Origin of the sequence: Staphylococcus aureus (assembly GCF_001027105.1) — a bacterium.
Lineage (GTDB): Bacteria > Bacillota > Bacilli > Staphylococcales > Staphylococcaceae > Staphylococcus > Staphylococcus aureus.
This window is the reverse complement of the sequence record NZ_CP011526.1, coordinates 1,845,260-1,863,735: the sequence shown is the minus strand read 5'-3', so window position 1 is coordinate 1,863,735 and position 18,476 is coordinate 1,845,260. Positions and strand designations below refer to the sequence as shown.

The window sequence follows — 18,476 nt, the reverse complement described above, 5'->3', positions numbered from 1 at the left end:
TATCAAAAGCATCATGAATAAACAGAGGAGCACAAAAATGAATAAAAATATAATCATCAAAAGTATTGCGGCATTGACGATTTTAACATCAATAACTGGTGTCGGCACAACAGTGGTTGATGGTATTCAACAAACAGCCAAAGCAGAAAATAGTGTGAAATTAATTACCAACACGAATGTTGCACCATACAGTGGTGTTACATGGATGGGCGCTGGAACAGGATTTGTAGTTGGGAATCATACAATCATTACCAATAAACATGTTACTTATCACATGAAAGTCGGTGATGAAATCAAAGCACATCCTAATGGTTTTTATAATAACGGTGGTGGACTTTATAAAGTTACTAAGATTGTAGATTATCCTGGTAAAGAAGATATTGCGGTCGTACAAGTTGAAGAAAAATCAACGCAACCAAAAGGTAGAAAATTCAAAGATTTCACTAGCAAATTTAATATAGCATCAGAAGCTAAAGAAAATGAACCTATATCAGTCATTGGTTATCCAAATCCTAATGGAAATAAACTACAAATGTATGAATCAACTGGTAAAGTACTATCAGTGAATGGAAATATAGTGACATCTGATGCGGTTGTCCAACCTGGCAGCTCTGGTTCACCTATATTAAATAGTAAGCGAGAAGCAATTGGTGTTATGTATGCTAGTGATAAACCAACAGGTGAAAGTACAAGGTCATTTGCTGTTTATTTCTCTCCTGAAATTAAGAAATTTATTGCAGATAATTTAGATAAATAAATCATCCATCCATACATTGATAAATGATTTTTAGAAATTAACAACAAAATCAACAATTTTAAACATCTCTGTGATTCTATTTATTCGAAATGATTTAAAAAATAAAACTTCAAAAACCTAACCTTATATTTATACGAATACTTAGAGGAGCACAAAAATGAATAAAAATATAATCATCAAAAGTATTGCAGCATTGACGATTTTAACATCAGTGACTGGCGTCGGCACAACAGTGGTTGAGGGTATTCAACAAACGGCTAAAGCTGAACATAATGTGAAACTAATCAAAAATACTAATGTAGCACCATACAATGGTGTCGTTTCGATAGGATCTGGAACAGGTTTCATTGTCGGTAAAAATACAATTGTTACCAACAAGCATGTCGTTGCAGGTATGGAAATTGGTGCACATATTATAGCGCATCCCAATGGTGAATATAATAATGGCGGATTTTATAAAGTTAAAAAAATTGTCCGTTATTCAGGTCAAGAAGATATTGCCATTCTACATGTGGAAGATAAAGCTGTTCATCCAAAAAACAGGAATTTTAAAGATTACACAGGCATTTTAAAAATAGCATCAGAAGCTAAAGAAAATGAACGCATTTCAATTGTTGGCTATCCAGAACCATATATAAATAAATTTCAAATGTATGAGTCAACAGGAAAAGTGCTGTCAGTTAAAGGCAACATGATTATTACTGATGCTTTCGTAGAACCAGGCAACTCAGGTTCAGCTGTATTTAACAGTAAATACGAAGTTGTAGGTGTTCACTTTGGTGGAAACGGCCCTGGAAATAAAAGTACAAAAGGATATGGTGTTTATTTCTCTCCTGAAATTAAGAAATTCATTGCAGATAACACAGATAAATAAATCCTTACATAGATAAATGATTTTAAAAATTAACAACAAACTCAACAATTCAAATCATCTCTGTGATTCCATTTATTCGAAATGATTAAAAAAAATAAAACTTCAAAAAGCTAACATTATAATTATACAAATACTTAGAGGAGCAGAAAAATGAATAAAAATATAATCATCAAAAGTATTGCAGCATTGACGATTTTAACATCAATAACTGGTGTCGGCACAACAATGGTTGAAGGTATTCAACAAACAGCCAAAGCCGAAAATACTGTTAAACAAATTACAAATACAAATGTTGCACCATACAGTGGTGTTACATGGATGGGCGCTGGAACAGGATTTGTAGTTGGAAATCATACAATCATTACCAATAAACATGTTACCTATCACATGAAAGTCGGTGATGAAATCAAAGCACATCCTAATGGTTTTTATAATAACGGTGGTGGACTTTATAAAGTTACTAAGATTGTAGATTATCCTGGTAAAGAAGATATTGCGGTTGTACAAGTTGAAGAAAAATCAACACAACCAAAAGGTAGAAAATTCAAAGATTTCACTAGTAAATTTAATATAGCATCAGAAGCTAAAGAAAATGAACCTATATCAGTCATTGGTTATCCAAATCCTAATGGAAATAAACTACAAATGTATGAATCAACTGGTAAAGTATTATCAGTGAATGGGAATATAGTGTCATCGGATGCAATTATTCAGCCTGGTAGCTCTGGTTCACCTATATTAAATAGTAAACACGAAGCTATTGGTGTAATCTATGCCGGTAATAAGCCATCAGGTGAAAGCACAAGAGGATTTGCTGTTTATTTCTCTCCTGAAATTAAGAAATTCATTGCAGATAATTTAGATAAATAATTAAAACTTAGACATTCACCCAATCCTGACAAAATATACTATAACTAACATTTATTAATATATATTGCATTATTTAATATGCATCAAAGCCAATCAACGATTGATTTTCACCAACTCAATTGTTGATTGGTTTTATTTATGTATGAATGAACAACTTTTTGACATCATTAAGAATATAAATGATTTTGAAAGCATTTGAAAGCTACAACATTTCTATAAAATTTTTCAATAACAATTGCGCCACTAAAACTCAAAATTTCCACCACCAACATCCAAATTATCAACATCGCAACATAACCAAATGTTATAATAAATCTATTACACAAAGAGATAAATTACTTATGCAAAGGCGGAGGAATCACATGTCTATTACTGAAAAACAACGTCAGCAACAAGCTGAATTACATAAAAAATTATGGTCGATTGCGAATGATTTAAGAGGGAACATGGATGCGAGTGAATTCCGTAATTACATTTTAGGCTTGATTTTCTATCGCTTCTTATCTGAAAAAGCCGAACAAGAATATGCAGATGCCTTGTCAGGTGAAGACATCACGTATCAAGAAGCATGGGCAGATGAAGAATATCGTGAAGACTTAAAAGCAGAATTAATTGATCAAGTCGGTTACTTCATTGAGCCACAAGATTTATTCAGTGCGATGATTCGTGAAATTGAAACGCAAGATTTCGATATAGAACATCTAGCGACGGCGATTCGCAAAGTTGAAACATCTACATTAGGTGAAGAAAGTGAAAATGACTTTATCGGGCTGTTCAGCGATATGGATTTGAGTTCAACGCGACTAGGTAACAATGTCAAAGAACGTACTGCTTTAATCTCTAAAGTCATGGTTAATCTTGACGACTTACCATTCGTTCACAGTGACATGGAAATTGATATGTTAGGTGATGCATATGAATTCCTAATCGGGCGCTTTGCGGCGACAGCGGGTAAAAAAGCAGGCGAGTTCTATACACCACAACAAGTATCTAAGATACTGGCGAAGATTGTCACAGACGGTAAAGATAAATTACGTCACGTGTACGACCCAACATGTGGTTCCGGTTCATTGTTGTTACGTGTTGGTAAAGAAACGCAAGTGTATCGTTATTTCGGACAAGAACGTAACAATACTACATACAACTTAGCACGCATGAATATGTTATTACATGATGTGCGTTATGAGAACTTCGAGATCCGTAATGATGACACATTGGAAAATCCAGCCTTTTTAGGCAATACATTTGATGCGGTTATTGCGAACCCACCATACAGTGCGAAATGGACAGCAGATTCAAAATTTGAAAATGATGAACGATTCAGTGGTTACGGCAAGCTTGCGCCAAAATCCAAAGCAGACTTTGCCTTTATTCAACACATGGTACATTACCTAGACGATGAAGGTACCATGGCAGTCGTACTCCCACATGGTGTATTATTCCGTGGTGCCGCAGAAGGTGTGATTCGTCGCTATTTAATAGAAGAAAAGAACTACTTAGAAGCCGTGATTGGGTTACCAGCCAATATTTTCTATGGGACAAGTATTCCAACATGTATTTTAGTATTTAAAAAATGTCGCCAACAAGACGACAACGTACTATTTATCGATGCATCCAATGATTTTGAAAAAGGAAAAAATCAAAACCATTTAAGCGATGCCCAAGTCGAACGTATTATAGACACATATAAGCGTAAAGCAACGATTGATAAATATAGCTACAGCGCGACATTACAAGAGATCGCCGATAACGATTACAACTTAAACATACCGCGATATGTTGATACATTCGAAGAAGAAGCACCAATTGATTTAGATCAAGTCCAACAAGATTTGAAAAATATCGACAAAGAAATCGCAGAAATTGAACAAGAAATCAATGCATACCTGAAAGAACTTGGGGTGTTGAAAGATGAGTAATACACAAACGAAAAATGTGCCAGAGTTGAGATTCCCAGGATTTGAAGGCGAATGGGAAGAGAAGAAGTTAGGGAATCTTACTACCAAAATAGGTAGTGGAAAGACTCCCAAAGGTGGAAGTGAAAACTATACAAACAAAGGCATACCATTTTTAAGGAGTCAAAATATTAGAAATGGTAAATTAAATCTTAATGACTTAGTTTATATTAGTAAAGATATAGATGATGAGATGAAAAATAGTAGAACGTACTATGGTGATGTTCTTTTAAATATTACAGGAGCATCAATAGGTAGAACAGCCATTAATTCGATAGTTGAAACGCATGCTAATTTAAATCAACATGTATGTATTATTAGATTGAAAAAAGAGTATTATTATAATTTTTTTGGACAGTATCTATTATCAAGAAAAGGTAAAAGGAAAATTTTCCTTGCACAAAGTGGAGGTAGTCGAGAAGGTCTAAACTTCAAAGAAATTGCTAATTTAAAAATCTTCACCCCAACTATATTTGAAGAACAGCAAAAAATAGGCAAGTTCTTCAGCAAACTCGACCGACAAATTGAATTAGAAGAACAAAAACTTGAATTGCTTCAACAACAGAAAAAAGGCTATATGCAGAAAATCTTCACACAAGAATTGCGATTCAAAGATGAGAATGGTGAAGAATATCCAGAGTGGGAAAACAAATTCATAAAAGACATCTTTATCTTTGAAAATAATAGAAGAAAACCAATTACTTCTTCATTAAGAGAAAAGGGGTTATACCCTTACTATGGTGCAACTGGAATTATTGATTACGTAAAAGATTATTTATTCAATAATGAAGAACGATTACTAATAGGAGAAGATGGTGCAAAATGGGGGCAGTTTGAGACGAGTAGCTTTATTGCTAATGGGCAATACTGGGTAAATAATCATGCGCATGTAGTTAAAAGTAATGATCATAATTTGTTTTTTATGAATTATTATTTAAATTTTAAAGAACTACGAGCATTTGTCACAGGTAATGCACCAGCTAAATTAACTCATGCGAACTTATGCAATATAAATCTTAAAATACCTTGTCTCACTGAACAAGATAAAGTAAGTGCATTGTTAAAATCTATAGACAATAAAATGAATAATCAAATGAATAGAATTGAGTTATTAAAAGAACGTAAAAAAGGACTATTACAAAAAATGTTTATTTAACCCTGATAACAACCTATTAATTGAAATGATAAAAATCCTATGAATAAATTGTAATATATTAATATTGAGACTATTATAATTTGGGGTTTATTTTTTTAGAAGTTTAGTGAATCGTCTACATTTAGTTGGACAAATTCTATGAGAATAGACATTGTTAAACTAAGAGGGTAGGCGATTTTATTATGACAAGAGACTGAAGAGCTTTTAGTAAATAATTTAAATTAAAATAATTAAACTTTATGAAAATGGTAAGCTTAGAAACGAAATTATACGAGAATATGATCTAACATCATTAACTTTCTCAAATTAGATAAAACAAAACCAAAATACTGAGTCATTCAATCATCAAGACATTTTAACAAGTGATGAAAAAGAGTTAATAAAATTACGCAAAGAAAAACATCGATTGATAATGTAAAATGATGATTTAAAGCAAGCAGTGCTAATTTTGAGACAAAAAATGAAGTCTTTCAACAAAATGCGTATCAATATTCAGTATCAGCAATGTGCAAAGTTCTAAAAATTTCAAGAAGTACCTATTATGATTCTAAAAAAGGAGAATATTACAACTAGATACAAAAAGCCTCAATCACAACCAAGTAACTAAAACGTAAAAATTAATTAGATTAATTATTATCTGCATAACAAATGACCATATACATCAACTAGAGACAGACTATTTAATCATTTACAATGTCCTATTCGTTTTAGACCATGTTCAAATGAATAGTGTTTATAAAATGTTGACACTGTAGTGGCATATTGTAAATTAAATATTATTATGTGATCATTTTGTTTAAATATTAGTTATAAGAAGTGAAATATTCATTTTAAAAGGAGACTTAAAACTTGAAACGATCAACGAATCAAGAAAAATTTCTTGATACACTAATTAGACTTAATACTAAGATTGAAGAACTAGGAAAGATAAATATTTTAAATAATCATATATATTCCGAATATTTTTTTAGAGACCTGTTAAATATTGTATATGGGTATTCACTTGAGAATCATAATAAAAAACAAAAAAATGCACCAGCATTTGATCTTATAGATAATACGAATAAAATTATTATTCAAGTTACCGCAACGTGTAAAAAGCAAAAAATAGAGGACACTCTAAAAAAAGAGTATTTAACAAATAAAATGGAAGAAGGTTATCGATTAAAGTTTATATTTATTGGAAATCAAAATAATAATATTAAAAATAAGAATTTTTCAAATCCACATAATATATTATTCGATAGTAAAAAAGATATTATTTTAACTCAAGACTTATGCGAAGAGTTTTTGAATTTAAACATAAATAAGCAAGATCACGCTATTGAATTATTAAAAAAAGAATTATCTCCGCTTTTATTTGAAGATTCTTTGTCATATTTAAAAGAAGAATTTATTAATGAAAAATTAGAATTTAATATATCGAATTTAGCTTCACGATATACTGCGAATAATGATGTCGATACTATTAATAATAAAATTATAGAAGGTATTTCTATTACCAATAATTTTAAATATACTAATATTTCATATCTAAAAGAATTAAAAGGTTATATCGAAAATGATATTTTAGATAAGATGAAATCAAAATACGCAAAGAATATTTATTTGAATTTCAAAAAAATATTCTCTAATTTAGAACAATCAGTCAATAATTATTTGGAACTGGAAGAAGAGTTTGAAGAAAAGAAAAAATACTTAAGTGAAATTTATGAATTGATAGACGAAATTAATATTGACCCTTATATTTTTCTGACAGAACATAATGAATGTAATATATACAAAATAAGTGAGAATGAAAAATTAGAACTTCAAACTTATATGAGTAAAATCGAAAAAGTATTATTAAAATATCAAACGTATTTAAAAGAAACATGTAAAGAATGCTTGTTTTATCCTTATTTGCTAGTTCAAGGTGAAGCTGGCATAGGAAAATCACACCTTTTAGCGCATCTATCTAAAAAACTTAGAGATGAAAATCATATTATTTATCTGTTTTTGGGACAATTTTTTACTAAAAATGAAGATCCATGGCATCAAATACTTAATGATTTAGAAGTTACAAATTCTGTTGATAATTTTTTAAGGTCAATAAGTAATAAGGCCAAAGAAACAAAAAAAAGAGCTTTTATTATTATTGATGCGCTTAATGAAGGTGAAGGTAAAAGGTTATGGGGAAATTATTTTCAAAGCTTTATCAACCATATAAAGAAGTATTCTAATATAGCTTTAATATTTTCTATTAGAACCCCTTTTGAAGATGTTATATTACCCAAAAACGCAATACAAGATAACAATATTGTAGTATTTCAGCATGAAGGTTTTAGTAAGGAAGAAAACTATAATCCAATTGTATCTTTTTGTGATTTTTATGGATTAGAGCTACCTAAGTTACCTATATTAAATCCAGAATTCAACAATCCATTATTTTTAAAACTAATGTGTGAGTACTGTGTAAATAAATTTAAGGAATTTGACCAAACTATAAGTGTTGCAGAGCTATTTACAAATGTTCTTAAGACAGTAAATATTAATTTATCTAAGGAAGATAAATTTGATTTTGATAAAAATATTAATGTTGTACAAAAAGTAATAAAAGGATTAGTTGAATTAATGAACGACTCAGAATTTAATCAACTAAATTATGAGGAATCCTATACTGTTGTTAATAATATAGCTAAAGAGTATGTTCAAAAGTCAAATAGATTTTTAGAAGCGCTAATAGATGAAAATATATTAATTAAAAATACTGGCTATAAAGGTGAAATGATTATTTATTTTTCGTATGAGCGTATGGGAGATTACTTTTTATCAGAATACCTTTTAGAGAAATATAGAAATGTTGATAAAAGAGATTTAGTAACTAAATTACAGTCAGATGAAAAAGTGACAAGGTATTTTCAAAAGGAAGACGATTTATCTTATAATAGAGGTCTTATTAATGAACTTTTTATTAAATTAGCAAATGAATTTAATATAGAGCTATTTGAAGTATTTCCACAGTTTAAAAACAATTATAACATGATATATTCTTTTATAAATAGTTTAGTATGGAGAAAAGATGGTAGCATAAGTAAACATACTAAATGCTATATATCCGATAATGTTATTCCTTATGATGCATTTAGAAATAATTTTTTAGATGTCTTATTAATAAAAATGCCTCAAAAAAACCATCCGTTAAATATTTGGGCTTTACATAAATTATTGAAACAATGCAATTTAGGAAAAAGAGATTTTTTATGGACTCAATATATATCTATAAATAATGAAAAGGTTTTTGAAATTATTAATTGGCTATTTAGTAACTATAAGAAATTAGATGAAGAAACTGCGGAAAAATATATGATTTTTTTAACGTGGATATTTTCTGCAACTAATAATAAATTAAGAGATCTCGGTACTAAATCTTTAGTAAAATTATTCAAAACATTTCCAACTAAAATTATTGGTTTATTAAAATTATTTGAAAATAACAATGATCCATATATAGTCGAAAGATTATATGCTTCTGTTTTAGGGGCGACACTTCGAATCGACATTTGTGAAATACATATAGAGATTGCTAATTATATTTATGAAGAAATATTTGATAAAGAAATGGTATATCCTCATATTTTAATGAGAGATTATGCTAGGCAAACAATTGAATATATTAGTTTATCAAAAGATATATCTAATATAAATTTAGAAAAAATTAGGCCACCTTATAAAAGTAATTGGTATAAAAAAGAATATTCGAATTTAAATATAGACGATTACATAAAATCTTTAAAAAACAAATTAGATAGCCATTTACATTTTTCTATCGATAAAATTAAAAACTCAATGACAACGGAATATGGAAGAGGAACTGGGGCATATGGCGATTTTGGCAGATATGTATTTGGTTATGCTGTACGAAACTGGGTAAAGGGTTTTAAAAGTGATCAAGACTTAAGTAATATAGCATTAATGAGGATTTTTGAAATGGGTTATGATGCAAAATTACATGGTGAATTTGATATGTGGGTTAATCGTTATGATAACTTTAATAATTCAATTGAAAGAATTAGCAAAAAATATCAATGGATTGCTTACTATGAAATTTTAGCTAAACTTGTAGATAAATTTCCTGATGTTCAATATTCTGGACTATGGGATGATTATATTAGAGATATTGATCCTACTTTACTATTACTTGAAATTGATAAAGAATCAAAAATACTAGTACCCTCACCACTTCCTTCGCATCAATCGAATGAATGGGTAAAAAATACCAAAGTTTTTGATGAAACAAAATTATTTTTAGAAATAGATATAGACAATCATAGATATATATGTTTAAGCTCAAAGTTTAATTTTGAAAAGAGAGAGAAAGAAATACCATTTGAAGATAGAGACTCATGTTATTTCTTAGCGATGGGATATTTTTATAATAAAGAAGATAGTAATGAAATTATCAAAGGTTATGAAAATAATTATGATAGAGGTATTAATATTCCTCGAGCACATAGTATATATTTATATGAATATTATTGGAGCGAAGCTTATAAAAATTATAAAGAGGGATATTTAACTGAATCAGATGGTAAATTATGTCCAGCTATTTATGAATATTTTTGGGAGTTAGATTATTCTGTTAAGGACAAATCAATAAGTTTTTATATTCCGTGTAAAGAAATAGTAGATTATTTTTCATTAATACAAACGGAAGAAGGAGTATGGAAAACTAAATTTGGTGAAACAATATGTATTAATTCTAAATTACTCGAATTTGATAATGAATGTTTACTTATTAAAAAAGAAAGTTTATTAAACTTTCTTAATACTAAAAAATTGTCTATTGGATGGAAAATATATCTAGAAAAAATTTCTCTTCGAGATAGACAAGAATGGTGGTACAATGTTTTTTATGACGATGGCAAATATAATAAGAAAATAATTAAGAATGACATGTCAAAAATTAGGCGTAATTTTTAGATTTATCTATATATTTATGCCACCGCTCAAACTTTTATAAAAAGTAAAAAAACAATATTTATATTGAACTTGTGACGTGAATTTCTAAAACACAACCAACAATCCACAAGGAAACTAGTAAATAAGTTTAAATAAGATTTCGAAAAAATGTGTAATATTATAATATGAAAATCTTTAAGATTATAGAAGAATCATACTGACTAAAAAGATTTTGAAAGTGATTAAGTATTTAAAACACGCCAATCTTAAACCGCTATTGACAAATATGAAGCGGAACCACCGTTGTTTTTCTTTTCAGGTCCAATTGAATAAATGTTATGAATAGAATGGATAAAAATATAATTATTTAAGTGTTAAAGTAAACCAAATCATGATTTAAGATTATAAGAAAGAAAAATTGACTAATGTTAAAACCAACAATCATATGGGTTGTAACGTTTATACAATCATCGTAAAACTCAATATGCTTAATTTATTCAAAATGTTCGTCAATAAGTACAATGAAAAGGAGATTGATTTTTGAATAAAAAATATCTTATGATTGTAATTATAATTTTAATATTGATTCTAGGCGGAATCTTTTTGAAGATGAAATATGACGAAAAGAAATATTATGATGAACAAAAAGAAAGAATAACGATTTATATGAAGTACAATGTGAAAGGTTATAAAAATATAAGCTTCGCTAATTTTAAAGAAAACCCAATGGATGGTTATTCTATTAGTGGTTATATAAATAATGATAAAAAGTTATCATTTACAGCTGGTATAAGATCTGTTGATGATTTTCAATTTGATACCGATATTTCTTATACAGATGAATTGGGTAGAAAATTTAATAAAAATCCTAAGTCAGTTTCTGAAATAAAAAAAGAGCAAAATACGTCCAATAAATAATTGTTCATATTGTGATGAAACAAAAATATAAGTCATTAGATGAGTTTAACTATGTTATAAATATTTGTAGTATCTATAAAAATCTCGACACTATTAAAATGATAAAGTGCCGAGGTTTTCTTACTTATTTAGTTAATTCAAAGTTTATGCCAGATTCATAAGAATTTGTGACACTTTTAATAGTGTAACCATTGATTATTACAATTTATCAAATGGTCCTTTAGAAGGTATAAATAACAAAATAAAATTAATTAAACGTACATCTTTTGGTTATGGAAGTTACAATCATTTGCGCAATCGAATATTATTATGTTCAAAACTTTACGCTCCAAAAAGTAAAAAGGAAGTTAAGCAATGTTTAGTTGCTTAACTTCGGATATTGAACGCATCAGTCCAATTTGACATAGAGCCTTTTTTAGTTCTTGATGTTTCTCTTTAAAACCTTGCATATTTTACAAAAAGAAAAATTAGCAGTATAATTAAGACAACGAAAATAAGTATTTACTTATACACCAATCCCCTCACTATTTGCGGTAGTGAGGGGATTTTTATTGGTGCGGCTATATGTCACCTATTTTGTATTGCGTCTACTTAGCCAATAAGAAAAAAACGCAATGGCACAGCCACTGATGACTGGTGCTATGATGTGAACGAAAATAAGCATCACCTTATACACCTCCTCTCTGCGTCTAAATTGACGCCTGAGAGATAGGCGACTCTACTATTATATCATCGGCAAATATACAAGCACAGTCACTTGCTTCTGATAAGTTATATGATTCTAGCTGATAGATTGAATCGTCTACACTTAATTGGACAAATTCTATGAGAATAGATATTGTTAATTTAAGAAAGTAGGCGATTTTATTATGACAAGAGAAAGAAGATCATTTAGTTCAGAGTTTAAGTTACAAATGGTTAGATTATATAAAAATGGTAAGCCTAGGAATGAAATTATACGCGAGTATGATTTCACACCTTCGACGTTTGTAAATGGCGGTTATAAAATGTAGGAAAATGGATAAAGCAACATCAAAACACGGGTACATTCAATCACCAAGATAACTTATCGGATGAAGAAAAAGAGCTGATTAAATTACGCAAAGAAGTTCAACATTTAAAAATGGAGAACGATATTTTAAAGCAAGTAGCGCTGATTATGGGGCAAAAATAGAAGTCATTCAAAAGAATGCACATCAATATTCAGTATCAGCAATGTGTAAAGTCCTGATAATACTAAGAAGTACCTATTATGATTCTATAAAAAGAAAAGATAATAAAATCACTAAAGATGATTCAAACATAGAACATGCCGTCATAAATATTTTTAATTCTAATAGAAAAGTCTTTGGTACAAGACGAATTAAAAATCATTTAAATGACAAGGGTCTCACTGTATCTGGACAAAAGATAGGTCGATCATGAAAAAATCTAGTTTCTGTTTATACGAAATCTAAATACAAAAATCATCTAAAAGAAACTAATGAAAAACGAATTAAAAATCTTTATTATTAGCTGCTGGTGTATTATTTGTTAGTCCAATTTCATTATCTTATAATTCAGATGTAGCTCATGCTGAAGATAAGTTAGACCATTCTCAAGCAAAGGTAATATATTTGAGTAACCAAAATTTATTTGATGAACTTGAGAAAAAAGGTTATAAACTGGAAGATATATTTACAAAAGAAGAAATAAAAAAATATAAAGCTGAAGACCAATTGAGAGCGGGTAAAACTCAATATGTAGAAACAGGTAAAGATACTGCAACATTATATCTTTCTTCTGCATATACAAAAACAATAGCTGCTTTAGGTGCGGGGGCTATTAGCGTTATTTCTGCACTAACAGGAGGTTTAGTTGGCGCAGGTGTTGGTGGTTTCCTTGGATCTATAGCTGCATCGAATATTGATACTAGTAAGGGAATATATATAAAATTAAAAACTAAAAAGTATGCAGCCGGGGAATACGTTCTGACAGGAGAAAAATGGGGATATCAGTAAGGGTGATTTTATGGATAGATTAAAATATTCACTTAAAGTTGGAATTTTAGCATTATTATTATTTTGTACTTTAAATTATTTAGTTCCAATGCAAAGCAATGCTTTTTCAATAATTATATATTCGGCAATTTTTGCTGTGTTACTTATGCTTTTAGTTTATATATTTTTAGGAATTTTAAAGAAATGACATGAAACAAATTAGCATTGGCTATGAAGAAATCTATGGGGATAGAATTTTTCATAGCCATTTTTTAAAAGAGCATGAAGTAAAAAATTGGAAAACCGTCAATCAAATAATTGAAAAAGAACACTTGGACAAAAATGAATATGAAGCGGAACCGCCGTTATTTTTCTTTTCAGGATCGTTAGATTAGATTCGGTTGTATAGTATAATGAAAAATATTATAATAAATTTATAAAAAAGGTATTTTATTTTGAAATCATGTCCCTTCGTTACATATAGTAGTAGAGGGGTTTTATTTTAATAATGTTTACACCTATAGTTATAAATTTATTAAATGATGTAGGTTCGATTTTTTTAGTTAGGGTGGGGAATCAATTGAAAGTTATTGAGAAAGTTCATTATGAAGATATTTTAGAATCAAAAATAGTTCGATTATTTCAGGCATTTATAAAGGACAAAATGGATCAACTTTTTATTACTTCTGAACACTTTGCTATTGACATAGACAAGCTATTATTTCAACTTAATTTAAATGTTAGATATATTAAAATGGAGGGTAATACTTCGGGTTATTTAAGTGGAAGAACAATCTATATTAATAATAATCACTCGATTAATAATACAAGATTTTCAATAGCTCGTGAATTGGGCCGTTATTTATTTAAAAATACAGACTTAATGAGAGATAGTAACGATAATAGTCTAAAGAATTTACATGAAATGATTTATGAAAGCGACGTAAATCAGTTTTCAGTCGACTTACTTATGCCTAAAAAGCAAATAGAGGCATTAGTCTATAATTTTTATGAAGTCAATAATATCAATTTAAGTTCTGGTTTATCTGAAAAAGAACGAAACAAACTATTGAACCTTATATCAACTAAGTTGGAAGTTTCGAAAGTAGCTGCTGGATTAAGGCTGTATAATTTAGGAATACATATTTGATAAATATTGTGAAAATCTAGTCGATTTATTAAAACCAAAAGAAATTTAATACAATTCAAGACCATGCAAACTCATTTATAAACATTGTCCGTTTATAGATAGGTATGCGTGGTCTATTTTATAAAATATATTTAATTACAGGTTTAAACATCTATAACAAAATCTCAACAGCAAAAAATAAATCTACATTAATCATTTATCTAGACTCAAGGAAATCTTATATTTCTATTCCTTTTAACATATCGTCAATTTTAATGAGTAATTTCTCTACTAATATTCCAGGCAAATAGGCACGTGCTTTGGTGGCTTGCATCCATGCTGGTTTTGGATTATATTCGCCAATGTACCAATCAATGACTGTTGGTTTGATCATTTGACATAATCCAGCTACACCAAATTGGCCATGGGATTCTTTTGTAATAATTGCATGTAAAATTAAATGCTCGATTAGATCACAGTACACTAAGTTTTCTTTCTTTTGAACGTCGTATGAGTACTTAAATTTGGAAATGAATCTTAGATCAGATAGATTTTGGAATTTGTCCTCGCTTATATGATGGCAATATAATCCTTCGCTAGCTCTAGTGTATTTTCCTTTTGAAATACTTTTGATTTCTCCATTTAAAAATCGCGTGTATGATTTTTCTTTATAATAATCATCGGTTACAGCGCCATATTTACTTAAAAGGTATGCTACAGCTTGCGAGTATGTAGCGTCTAATAATTGACTATATTCATTATATTTAGCTATATATTCATTTTTCTCCATTTCAATATACCTCTTTTCAAACTTTATAATATGAAATGCTTGTAATTTACAAAGAATAAAATCAATACTCACGTAGTTACATTCGACTTTTATATGTCTATTTCTCTTGTATAATACGCCAATTGATTAATATTTTGTCATTGAATTCCACATTTTTGTATTGTTTTAATAGTTCTTCAGTTCTTTGTAAACAGACTGTAACTGTGTCTTCAATTGATAAATTAAATGCCGCAAAGTCTTCTAATTCAGTCCCTTTATGAATTAAATCGACAATGCTGTCTTTCACGCCTAGGGAAGAGAGCGTTTCCAACATATAAGGTGTAAAAAGCGTATGCTCTGCGTTTTCGATTGAAATAATGCCGAGTTTAAGTTGATTAAAAAGACCATGCATAGTCATTAAGGTGTATTTCTCAAGTTGTTGTATATTCTCAAATGTTATCATAGCGTTTCTCCTAAAAATTACGATTAATCAAAGTATGCCATTATTTAACTTTAGTTTCTTCAGAATTATTTGCCCCATTATCATGTTTTTCTTCTTTATTAACAGCATTTTTATCATTTTTATCGTCGACTTTTTGATCTGGTATGTCATTTTGAATTGCTTTGTTATTATCAATGTCATGATGTTGAATGTCTTCTGACTCACCATCTGTTTCATCATGATTGTTCATACCTGGATTGTATTTAGGGCTTCTCTTTTTAAATGCTTCAAATTCTTCTTTGTCTTTTTCTGACATATCATCAAAAATATTAATAATTGTGCCATTGTGTCGATTAACAATAGCACAACGTTTTAATGGTGTGCCAACTGCATCGCGGACTAGATGTTCAACATAATATTCATGTTCATTGCTTCGTTCAAGATTTGTTTTATAATTTAATGTTTGATATTCATTAACGCCTCTTGCTTTGTAATCGTTTCGAACTATATCTTCGGCTTCTTGTGGTGTCATTTGCTTTTCTGTATTTGACTGTGTAGTGTTGTCAGTTTGTTGCGTCTTTTTATTAGTGTCATTTGATTTACTACTATTTTCTTTATGTTGATTAGCACCACAGGCAGTTAATAGTGACAATGATAATGTGATTGCAACGATAGCTTTGAATTTCATTTTTTTATCTCCTTGATTTGATTATGTATAATTAATTTTTCCGTAAAAGAAGGGTAGCCGAGCTACCCTGAAATTTTATTCTGTTGAAGCGTCGTACATGCTATCTTCATTGTGAATATTTTGGCTAGGTGGTGCTTCACTAGTGGTAGGTTTGCTATGGGGCATGGGCTCTACAGGAGCAGTTTCCTCATTAGATTCACTTTTTTCTACACTAGATTTATCACTTTTAGACGCATTCTGCTTATCCTCATCTTTACTAGACTTTTCGCTATCTTCAGAATCAGTATCCGCACTAGAAGTTGTAGCAGGTGTAGTAGCCGAAGCTTCATAACTTACATTATCGCTATTTGAACTCGCAACAGCTACTTCTGTATCTTGCTTGTCTTTTTTAGCTTTTGATGTTTTTTTAGCATCGGATAAATCAAATGTAATCTTCTTGACGCTAAATAAACTAGAAATAACTTCTAATTTTTTATCTTTTGCGTTGGCTATGTTTTCTGACACATCGAAAACAATTTTACCTTGAGCAGTGCTATCTGGATTTATACGCTGTAAGAAAAATGAATTTTCTATACTACCATTGTCACTTTGATTAGCAGACATTGAACCTGTATTATCTGCTTCAAATGTTTTATCACCGGATTTTAGCTTAAACATTGAACTATCAATTGTTAACGCTTCTTTACCTTTGTTTTTAATCGTCACATCAGCAACGACAAATATACCTTTAGCGTTTGTTGGTGCAAGAGATGGTCCTACAGATTTCATAGTTTCCACTGAATTTACAGTGACTTCAAGGTCGCCATTTTTAACAGTTTCACCGATTTTATGGGTTTTGTTCGTTTCTTTAGAACTATTTCCGCCAAGGTTACCTGTAATACCAGCTGTACAAGCTGAAATACCGATGATAATTAAAATAAATAATACTAGACAACCACCACAGCCCCAGAACCATCCTTTTTTAGATTTCTTTTGTCCGTATTGCTGGTTCTGTTGGTTTTGTTGATTTTGGAAAGCTTGGAATTGTTCCCATTGTCTTCGCTCTTCTTCGCTTTTGAATTGATTGCTCATGCCTAAAAAATCTCCCTCATTATTTACTATGTGATTAGTGCATAAAGCTAAATACAATTTGAATTCAATTCGCTTGTTGTTTAATATTTATCAGGTTCACATGCACGTTTATCTTTATCTCTATCTAAATGTGGTCGATATGCTGGATGATCGGCAGTGACACCATTCGGATATACTTGTCTAAGTTGCTTACAATTAGCAAATGATTGTTGCGTGTTTGTTTCAGTTGATGGTGAGGTCTTAGGTTGCGTGGATTGATGATGGTTACTTGATTGTTGCTTTTCTTTTAAATCATCTTTCAAGTCGTCTTGTGATTTATCTTCTGCAACGTTTGGTGTGTTAATATCATCGTCTGATTGATCTTTTGTTGTTATTTCATCAATTTCATGTTGATTATTTTCAGTATTTTCATTTGCAGGTACTTCTTCGGTTGATTGTAAATCCTCATCTGTTGCTGTTTCTGATTTTTCCTCAGGCTTATCTTCATTTTTATTTTCATCTTTTTGAGTTAATTGCGTTTTTGATGATTGATTATTAGTGGAATTGTCATTATTACTAAACATCATTGAACAGGCTGATAATAAGATTATTAATAAAATAAAAGAAATAAGGCAACCGCCGCATCCTTTTAACATGCCGCGTCTTTCAGAATTTTTAACAGATTGGTTTTGATTCTTGTTGTTCTCTGTATTCAAAGGTAAATCTCCTCTATATTTATATGTTATTTTCATGATTTACTACATAAAACCTGGATGCATTTAAGAGGGAGTTATTAAGTGTAAAACGCTTTCACTATATCACATAATCATATTTTACCAAATTAGTAGTGGAAATACTTTAATTTTTTTCAAAACTTTAAAAATATTTTTGGATTGTAGAAGTGTTAATTTAATAATTGTAAAGTTGTATTACGACTCAAAATGACAC

The 18,476-nt window shown here is 29.7% G+C and carries 19 protein-coding genes and 2 pseudogenes; 14 read left to right on the top strand and 7 right to left on the bottom strand.

The window, feature by feature from the left end; all coding sequences use genetic code 11:
• The first annotated feature begins 37 nt into the window (after positions 1 to 37).
• The 9 genes and pseudogenes from splD to AA076_RS15205 form a co-directional block, all read left to right on the top strand.
• Complete coding sequence (splD, locus tag AA076_RS09245; protein ID WP_001038704.1) at positions 38 to 757, top strand: serine protease SplD; 720 nt, start codon at positions 38 to 40, stop codon at positions 755 to 757.
• A 157-nt stretch (positions 758 to 914) separates the two neighbouring features.
• A complete protein-coding gene (splE, locus tag AA076_RS09240) occupies positions 915 to 1,631 on the top strand; it encodes a serine protease SplE (RefSeq protein ID WP_001038759.1) in 717 nt (238 codons plus the stop codon).
• A 150-nt stretch (positions 1,632 to 1,781) separates the two neighbouring features.
• Positions 1,782 to 2,501 (top strand): serine protease SplF, encoded by a 720-nt coding sequence (gene splF / locus AA076_RS09235; RefSeq protein ID WP_001038688.1) that lies wholly within the window; start codon positions 1,782 to 1,784, stop codon positions 2,499 to 2,501.
• Positions 2,502 to 2,565: 64 nt separating this feature from the next.
• On the top strand, positions 2,566 to 2,700 hold the full coding sequence (locus AA076_RS15210; RefSeq protein WP_001791797.1) for a hypothetical protein: 135 nt from the start codon (positions 2,566 to 2,568) through the stop codon (positions 2,698 to 2,700).
• 163 nt (positions 2,701 to 2,863) lie between these two features.
• Positions 2,864 to 4,420, top strand: a complete 1,557-nt coding sequence (locus AA076_RS09225) for a type I restriction-modification system subunit M (protein ID WP_000028669.1) — start codon at positions 2,864 to 2,866, stop codon at positions 4,418 to 4,420.
• The gene (locus AA076_RS09220; RefSeq protein ID WP_000072624.1) at positions 4,413 to 5,612 is read left to right on the top strand and encodes a restriction endonuclease subunit S; all 1,200 of its coding nucleotides are present in this window, start codon (positions 4,413 to 4,415) and stop codon (positions 5,610 to 5,612) included. Before AA076_RS09225 ends, AA076_RS09220 begins: the two co-directional genes overlap by 8 nt.
• A gap of 849 nt (positions 5,613 to 6,461) precedes the next feature.
• On the top strand, positions 6,462 to 10,574 hold the full coding sequence (locus tag AA076_RS09215) for an SMEK domain-containing protein (RefSeq protein WP_000831218.1): 4,113 nt from the start codon (positions 6,462 to 6,464) through the stop codon (positions 10,572 to 10,574).
• A 519-nt stretch (positions 10,575 to 11,093) separates the two neighbouring features.
• A complete protein-coding gene (locus tag AA076_RS09210; RefSeq protein WP_001037045.1) occupies positions 11,094 to 11,471 on the top strand; it encodes a DUF1433 domain-containing protein in 378 nt (125 codons plus the stop codon).
• A gap of 187 nt (positions 11,472 to 11,658) precedes the next feature.
• A pseudogene (locus tag AA076_RS15205) lies at positions 11,659 to 11,841 on the top strand (transposase); the annotation flags it as partial.
• Here the strand turns inward: AA076_RS15205 and AA076_RS15200 are convergent.
• Entirely contained in the window at positions 11,819 to 11,920 is a 102-nt protein-coding gene (locus AA076_RS15200; RefSeq protein WP_001791893.1) for a hypothetical protein, read from the bottom strand. The pseudogene AA076_RS15205 and the gene AA076_RS15200 overlap by 23 nt on opposite strands.
• Before the next feature lie 122 nt (positions 11,921 to 12,042).
• On the bottom strand, positions 12,043 to 12,138 hold the full coding sequence (gene sprA1 / locus AA076_RS15945) for a type I toxin-antitoxin system Fst family toxin SprA1/PepA1 (protein ID WP_001801861.1): 96 nt from the start codon (positions 12,136 to 12,138) through the stop codon (positions 12,043 to 12,045).
• 202 nt (positions 12,139 to 12,340) lie between these two features.
• Between sprA1 and AA076_RS15195 the strand changes: the two genes are divergently transcribed.
• The 5 genes and pseudogenes from AA076_RS15195 to AA076_RS09175 all read left to right on the top strand — a co-directional run bounded on the left by AA076_RS15195 (position 12,341) and on the right by AA076_RS09175 (position 14,600).
• Positions 12,341 to 12,484 carry a transposase gene (locus AA076_RS15195; protein WP_001549059.1) on the top strand — a complete coding sequence of 48 codons (144 nt, stop codon included), beginning with the start codon at positions 12,341 to 12,343 and terminating at the stop codon, positions 12,482 to 12,484.
• Between the two features lie 603 nt (positions 12,485 to 13,087).
• Complete coding sequence (locus AA076_RS09190; protein WP_000070812.1) at positions 13,088 to 13,471, top strand: hypothetical protein; 384 nt, start codon at positions 13,088 to 13,090, stop codon at positions 13,469 to 13,471.
• A gap of 10 nt (positions 13,472 to 13,481) precedes the next feature.
• Complete coding sequence (locus tag AA076_RS15185; protein ID WP_000375476.1) at positions 13,482 to 13,658, top strand: hypothetical protein; 177 nt, start codon at positions 13,482 to 13,484, stop codon at positions 13,656 to 13,658.
• 7 nt (positions 13,659 to 13,665) lie between these two features.
• Positions 13,666 to 13,845, top strand: a pseudogene (locus AA076_RS09180) (DUF1433 domain-containing protein); the annotation flags it as partial.
• A gap of 113 nt (positions 13,846 to 13,958) precedes the next feature.
• A complete protein-coding gene (locus tag AA076_RS09175) occupies positions 13,959 to 14,600 on the top strand; it encodes an ImmA/IrrE family metallo-endopeptidase (protein WP_000494956.1) in 642 nt (213 codons plus the stop codon).
• 217 nt (positions 14,601 to 14,817) lie between these two features.
• On the opposite strand, the gene AA076_RS09170 is transcribed toward AA076_RS09175, so the two are convergent.
• From AA076_RS09170 to AA076_RS09150, 5 genes are all read right to left on the bottom strand, one after another.
• Positions 14,818 to 15,369, bottom strand: coding sequence for an SAV1803-related protein (locus tag AA076_RS09170; RefSeq protein WP_000414205.1), 552 nt, complete (start codon positions 15,367 to 15,369; stop codon positions 14,818 to 14,820).
• A 97-nt stretch (positions 15,370 to 15,466) separates the two neighbouring features.
• Positions 15,467 to 15,811: a DUF3969 family protein gene (locus AA076_RS09165; RefSeq protein ID WP_000627551.1), complete on the bottom strand. Its 345-nt coding sequence runs from the start codon at positions 15,809 to 15,811 to the stop codon at positions 15,467 to 15,469.
• A 40-nt stretch (positions 15,812 to 15,851) separates the two neighbouring features.
• Complete coding sequence (locus tag AA076_RS09160; RefSeq protein WP_000669046.1) at positions 15,852 to 16,478, bottom strand: hypothetical protein; 627 nt, start codon at positions 16,476 to 16,478, stop codon at positions 15,852 to 15,854.
• Between the two features lie 75 nt (positions 16,479 to 16,553).
• A complete protein-coding gene (locus tag AA076_RS09155) occupies positions 16,554 to 17,549 on the bottom strand; it encodes a DUF4352 domain-containing protein (RefSeq protein WP_000070653.1) in 996 nt (331 codons plus the stop codon).
• A gap of 80 nt (positions 17,550 to 17,629) precedes the next feature.
• Complete coding sequence (locus AA076_RS09150) at positions 17,630 to 18,280, bottom strand: excalibur calcium-binding domain-containing protein (RefSeq protein ID WP_001795535.1); 651 nt, start codon at positions 18,278 to 18,280, stop codon at positions 17,630 to 17,632.
• Between the last annotated feature and the right edge of the window lie 196 nt (positions 18,281 to 18,476).

Excerpts from the sequence above, each read along its gene's own strand:
- splD (WP_001038704.1), top strand. The coding sequence starts at position 38 with ATGAATAAAAATATAATCATCAAAAGTATTGCGGCATTGACGATTTTA.
- splE (WP_001038759.1), top strand. The coding sequence starts at position 915 with ATGAATAAAAATATAATCATCAAAAGTATTGCAGCATTGACGATTTTA.
- splF (WP_001038688.1), top strand. The coding sequence starts at position 1,782 with ATGAATAAAAATATAATCATCAAAAGTATTGCAGCATTGACGATTTTA.
- AA076_RS09225 (WP_000028669.1), top strand. The coding sequence starts at position 2,864 with ATGTCTATTACTGAAAAACAACGTCAGCAACAAGCTGAATTACATAAA.
- AA076_RS09220 (WP_000072624.1), top strand. The coding sequence starts at position 4,413 with ATGAGTAATACACAAACGAAAAATGTGCCAGAGTTGAGATTCCCAGGA.
- AA076_RS15200 (WP_001791893.1), bottom strand. The coding sequence starts at position 11,920 with ATGCAAGGTTTTAAAGAGAAACATCAAGAACTAAAAAAGGCTCTATGT.
- AA076_RS15195 (WP_001549059.1), top strand. The coding sequence starts at position 12,341 with ATGACAAGAGAAAGAAGATCATTTAGTTCAGAGTTTAAGTTACAAATG.
- AA076_RS15185 (WP_000375476.1), top strand. The coding sequence starts at position 13,482 with ATGGATAGATTAAAATATTCACTTAAAGTTGGAATTTTAGCATTATTA.
- AA076_RS09175 (WP_000494956.1), top strand. The coding sequence starts at position 13,959 with ATGTTTACACCTATAGTTATAAATTTATTAAATGATGTAGGTTCGATT.
- AA076_RS09170 (WP_000414205.1), bottom strand. The coding sequence starts at position 15,369 with ATGGAGAAAAATGAATATATAGCTAAATATAATGAATATAGTCAATTA.
- AA076_RS09165 (WP_000627551.1), bottom strand. The coding sequence starts at position 15,811 with ATGATAACATTTGAGAATATACAACAACTTGAGAAATACACCTTAATG.
- AA076_RS09160 (WP_000669046.1), bottom strand. The coding sequence starts at position 16,478 with ATGAAATTCAAAGCTATCGTTGCAATCACATTATCATTGTCACTATTA.
- AA076_RS09155 (WP_000070653.1), bottom strand. The coding sequence starts at position 17,549 with ATGAGCAATCAATTCAAAAGCGAAGAAGAGCGAAGACAATGGGAACAA.
- AA076_RS09150 (WP_001795535.1), bottom strand. The coding sequence starts at position 18,280 with ATGAAAATAACATATAAATATAGAGGAGATTTACCTTTGAATACAGAG.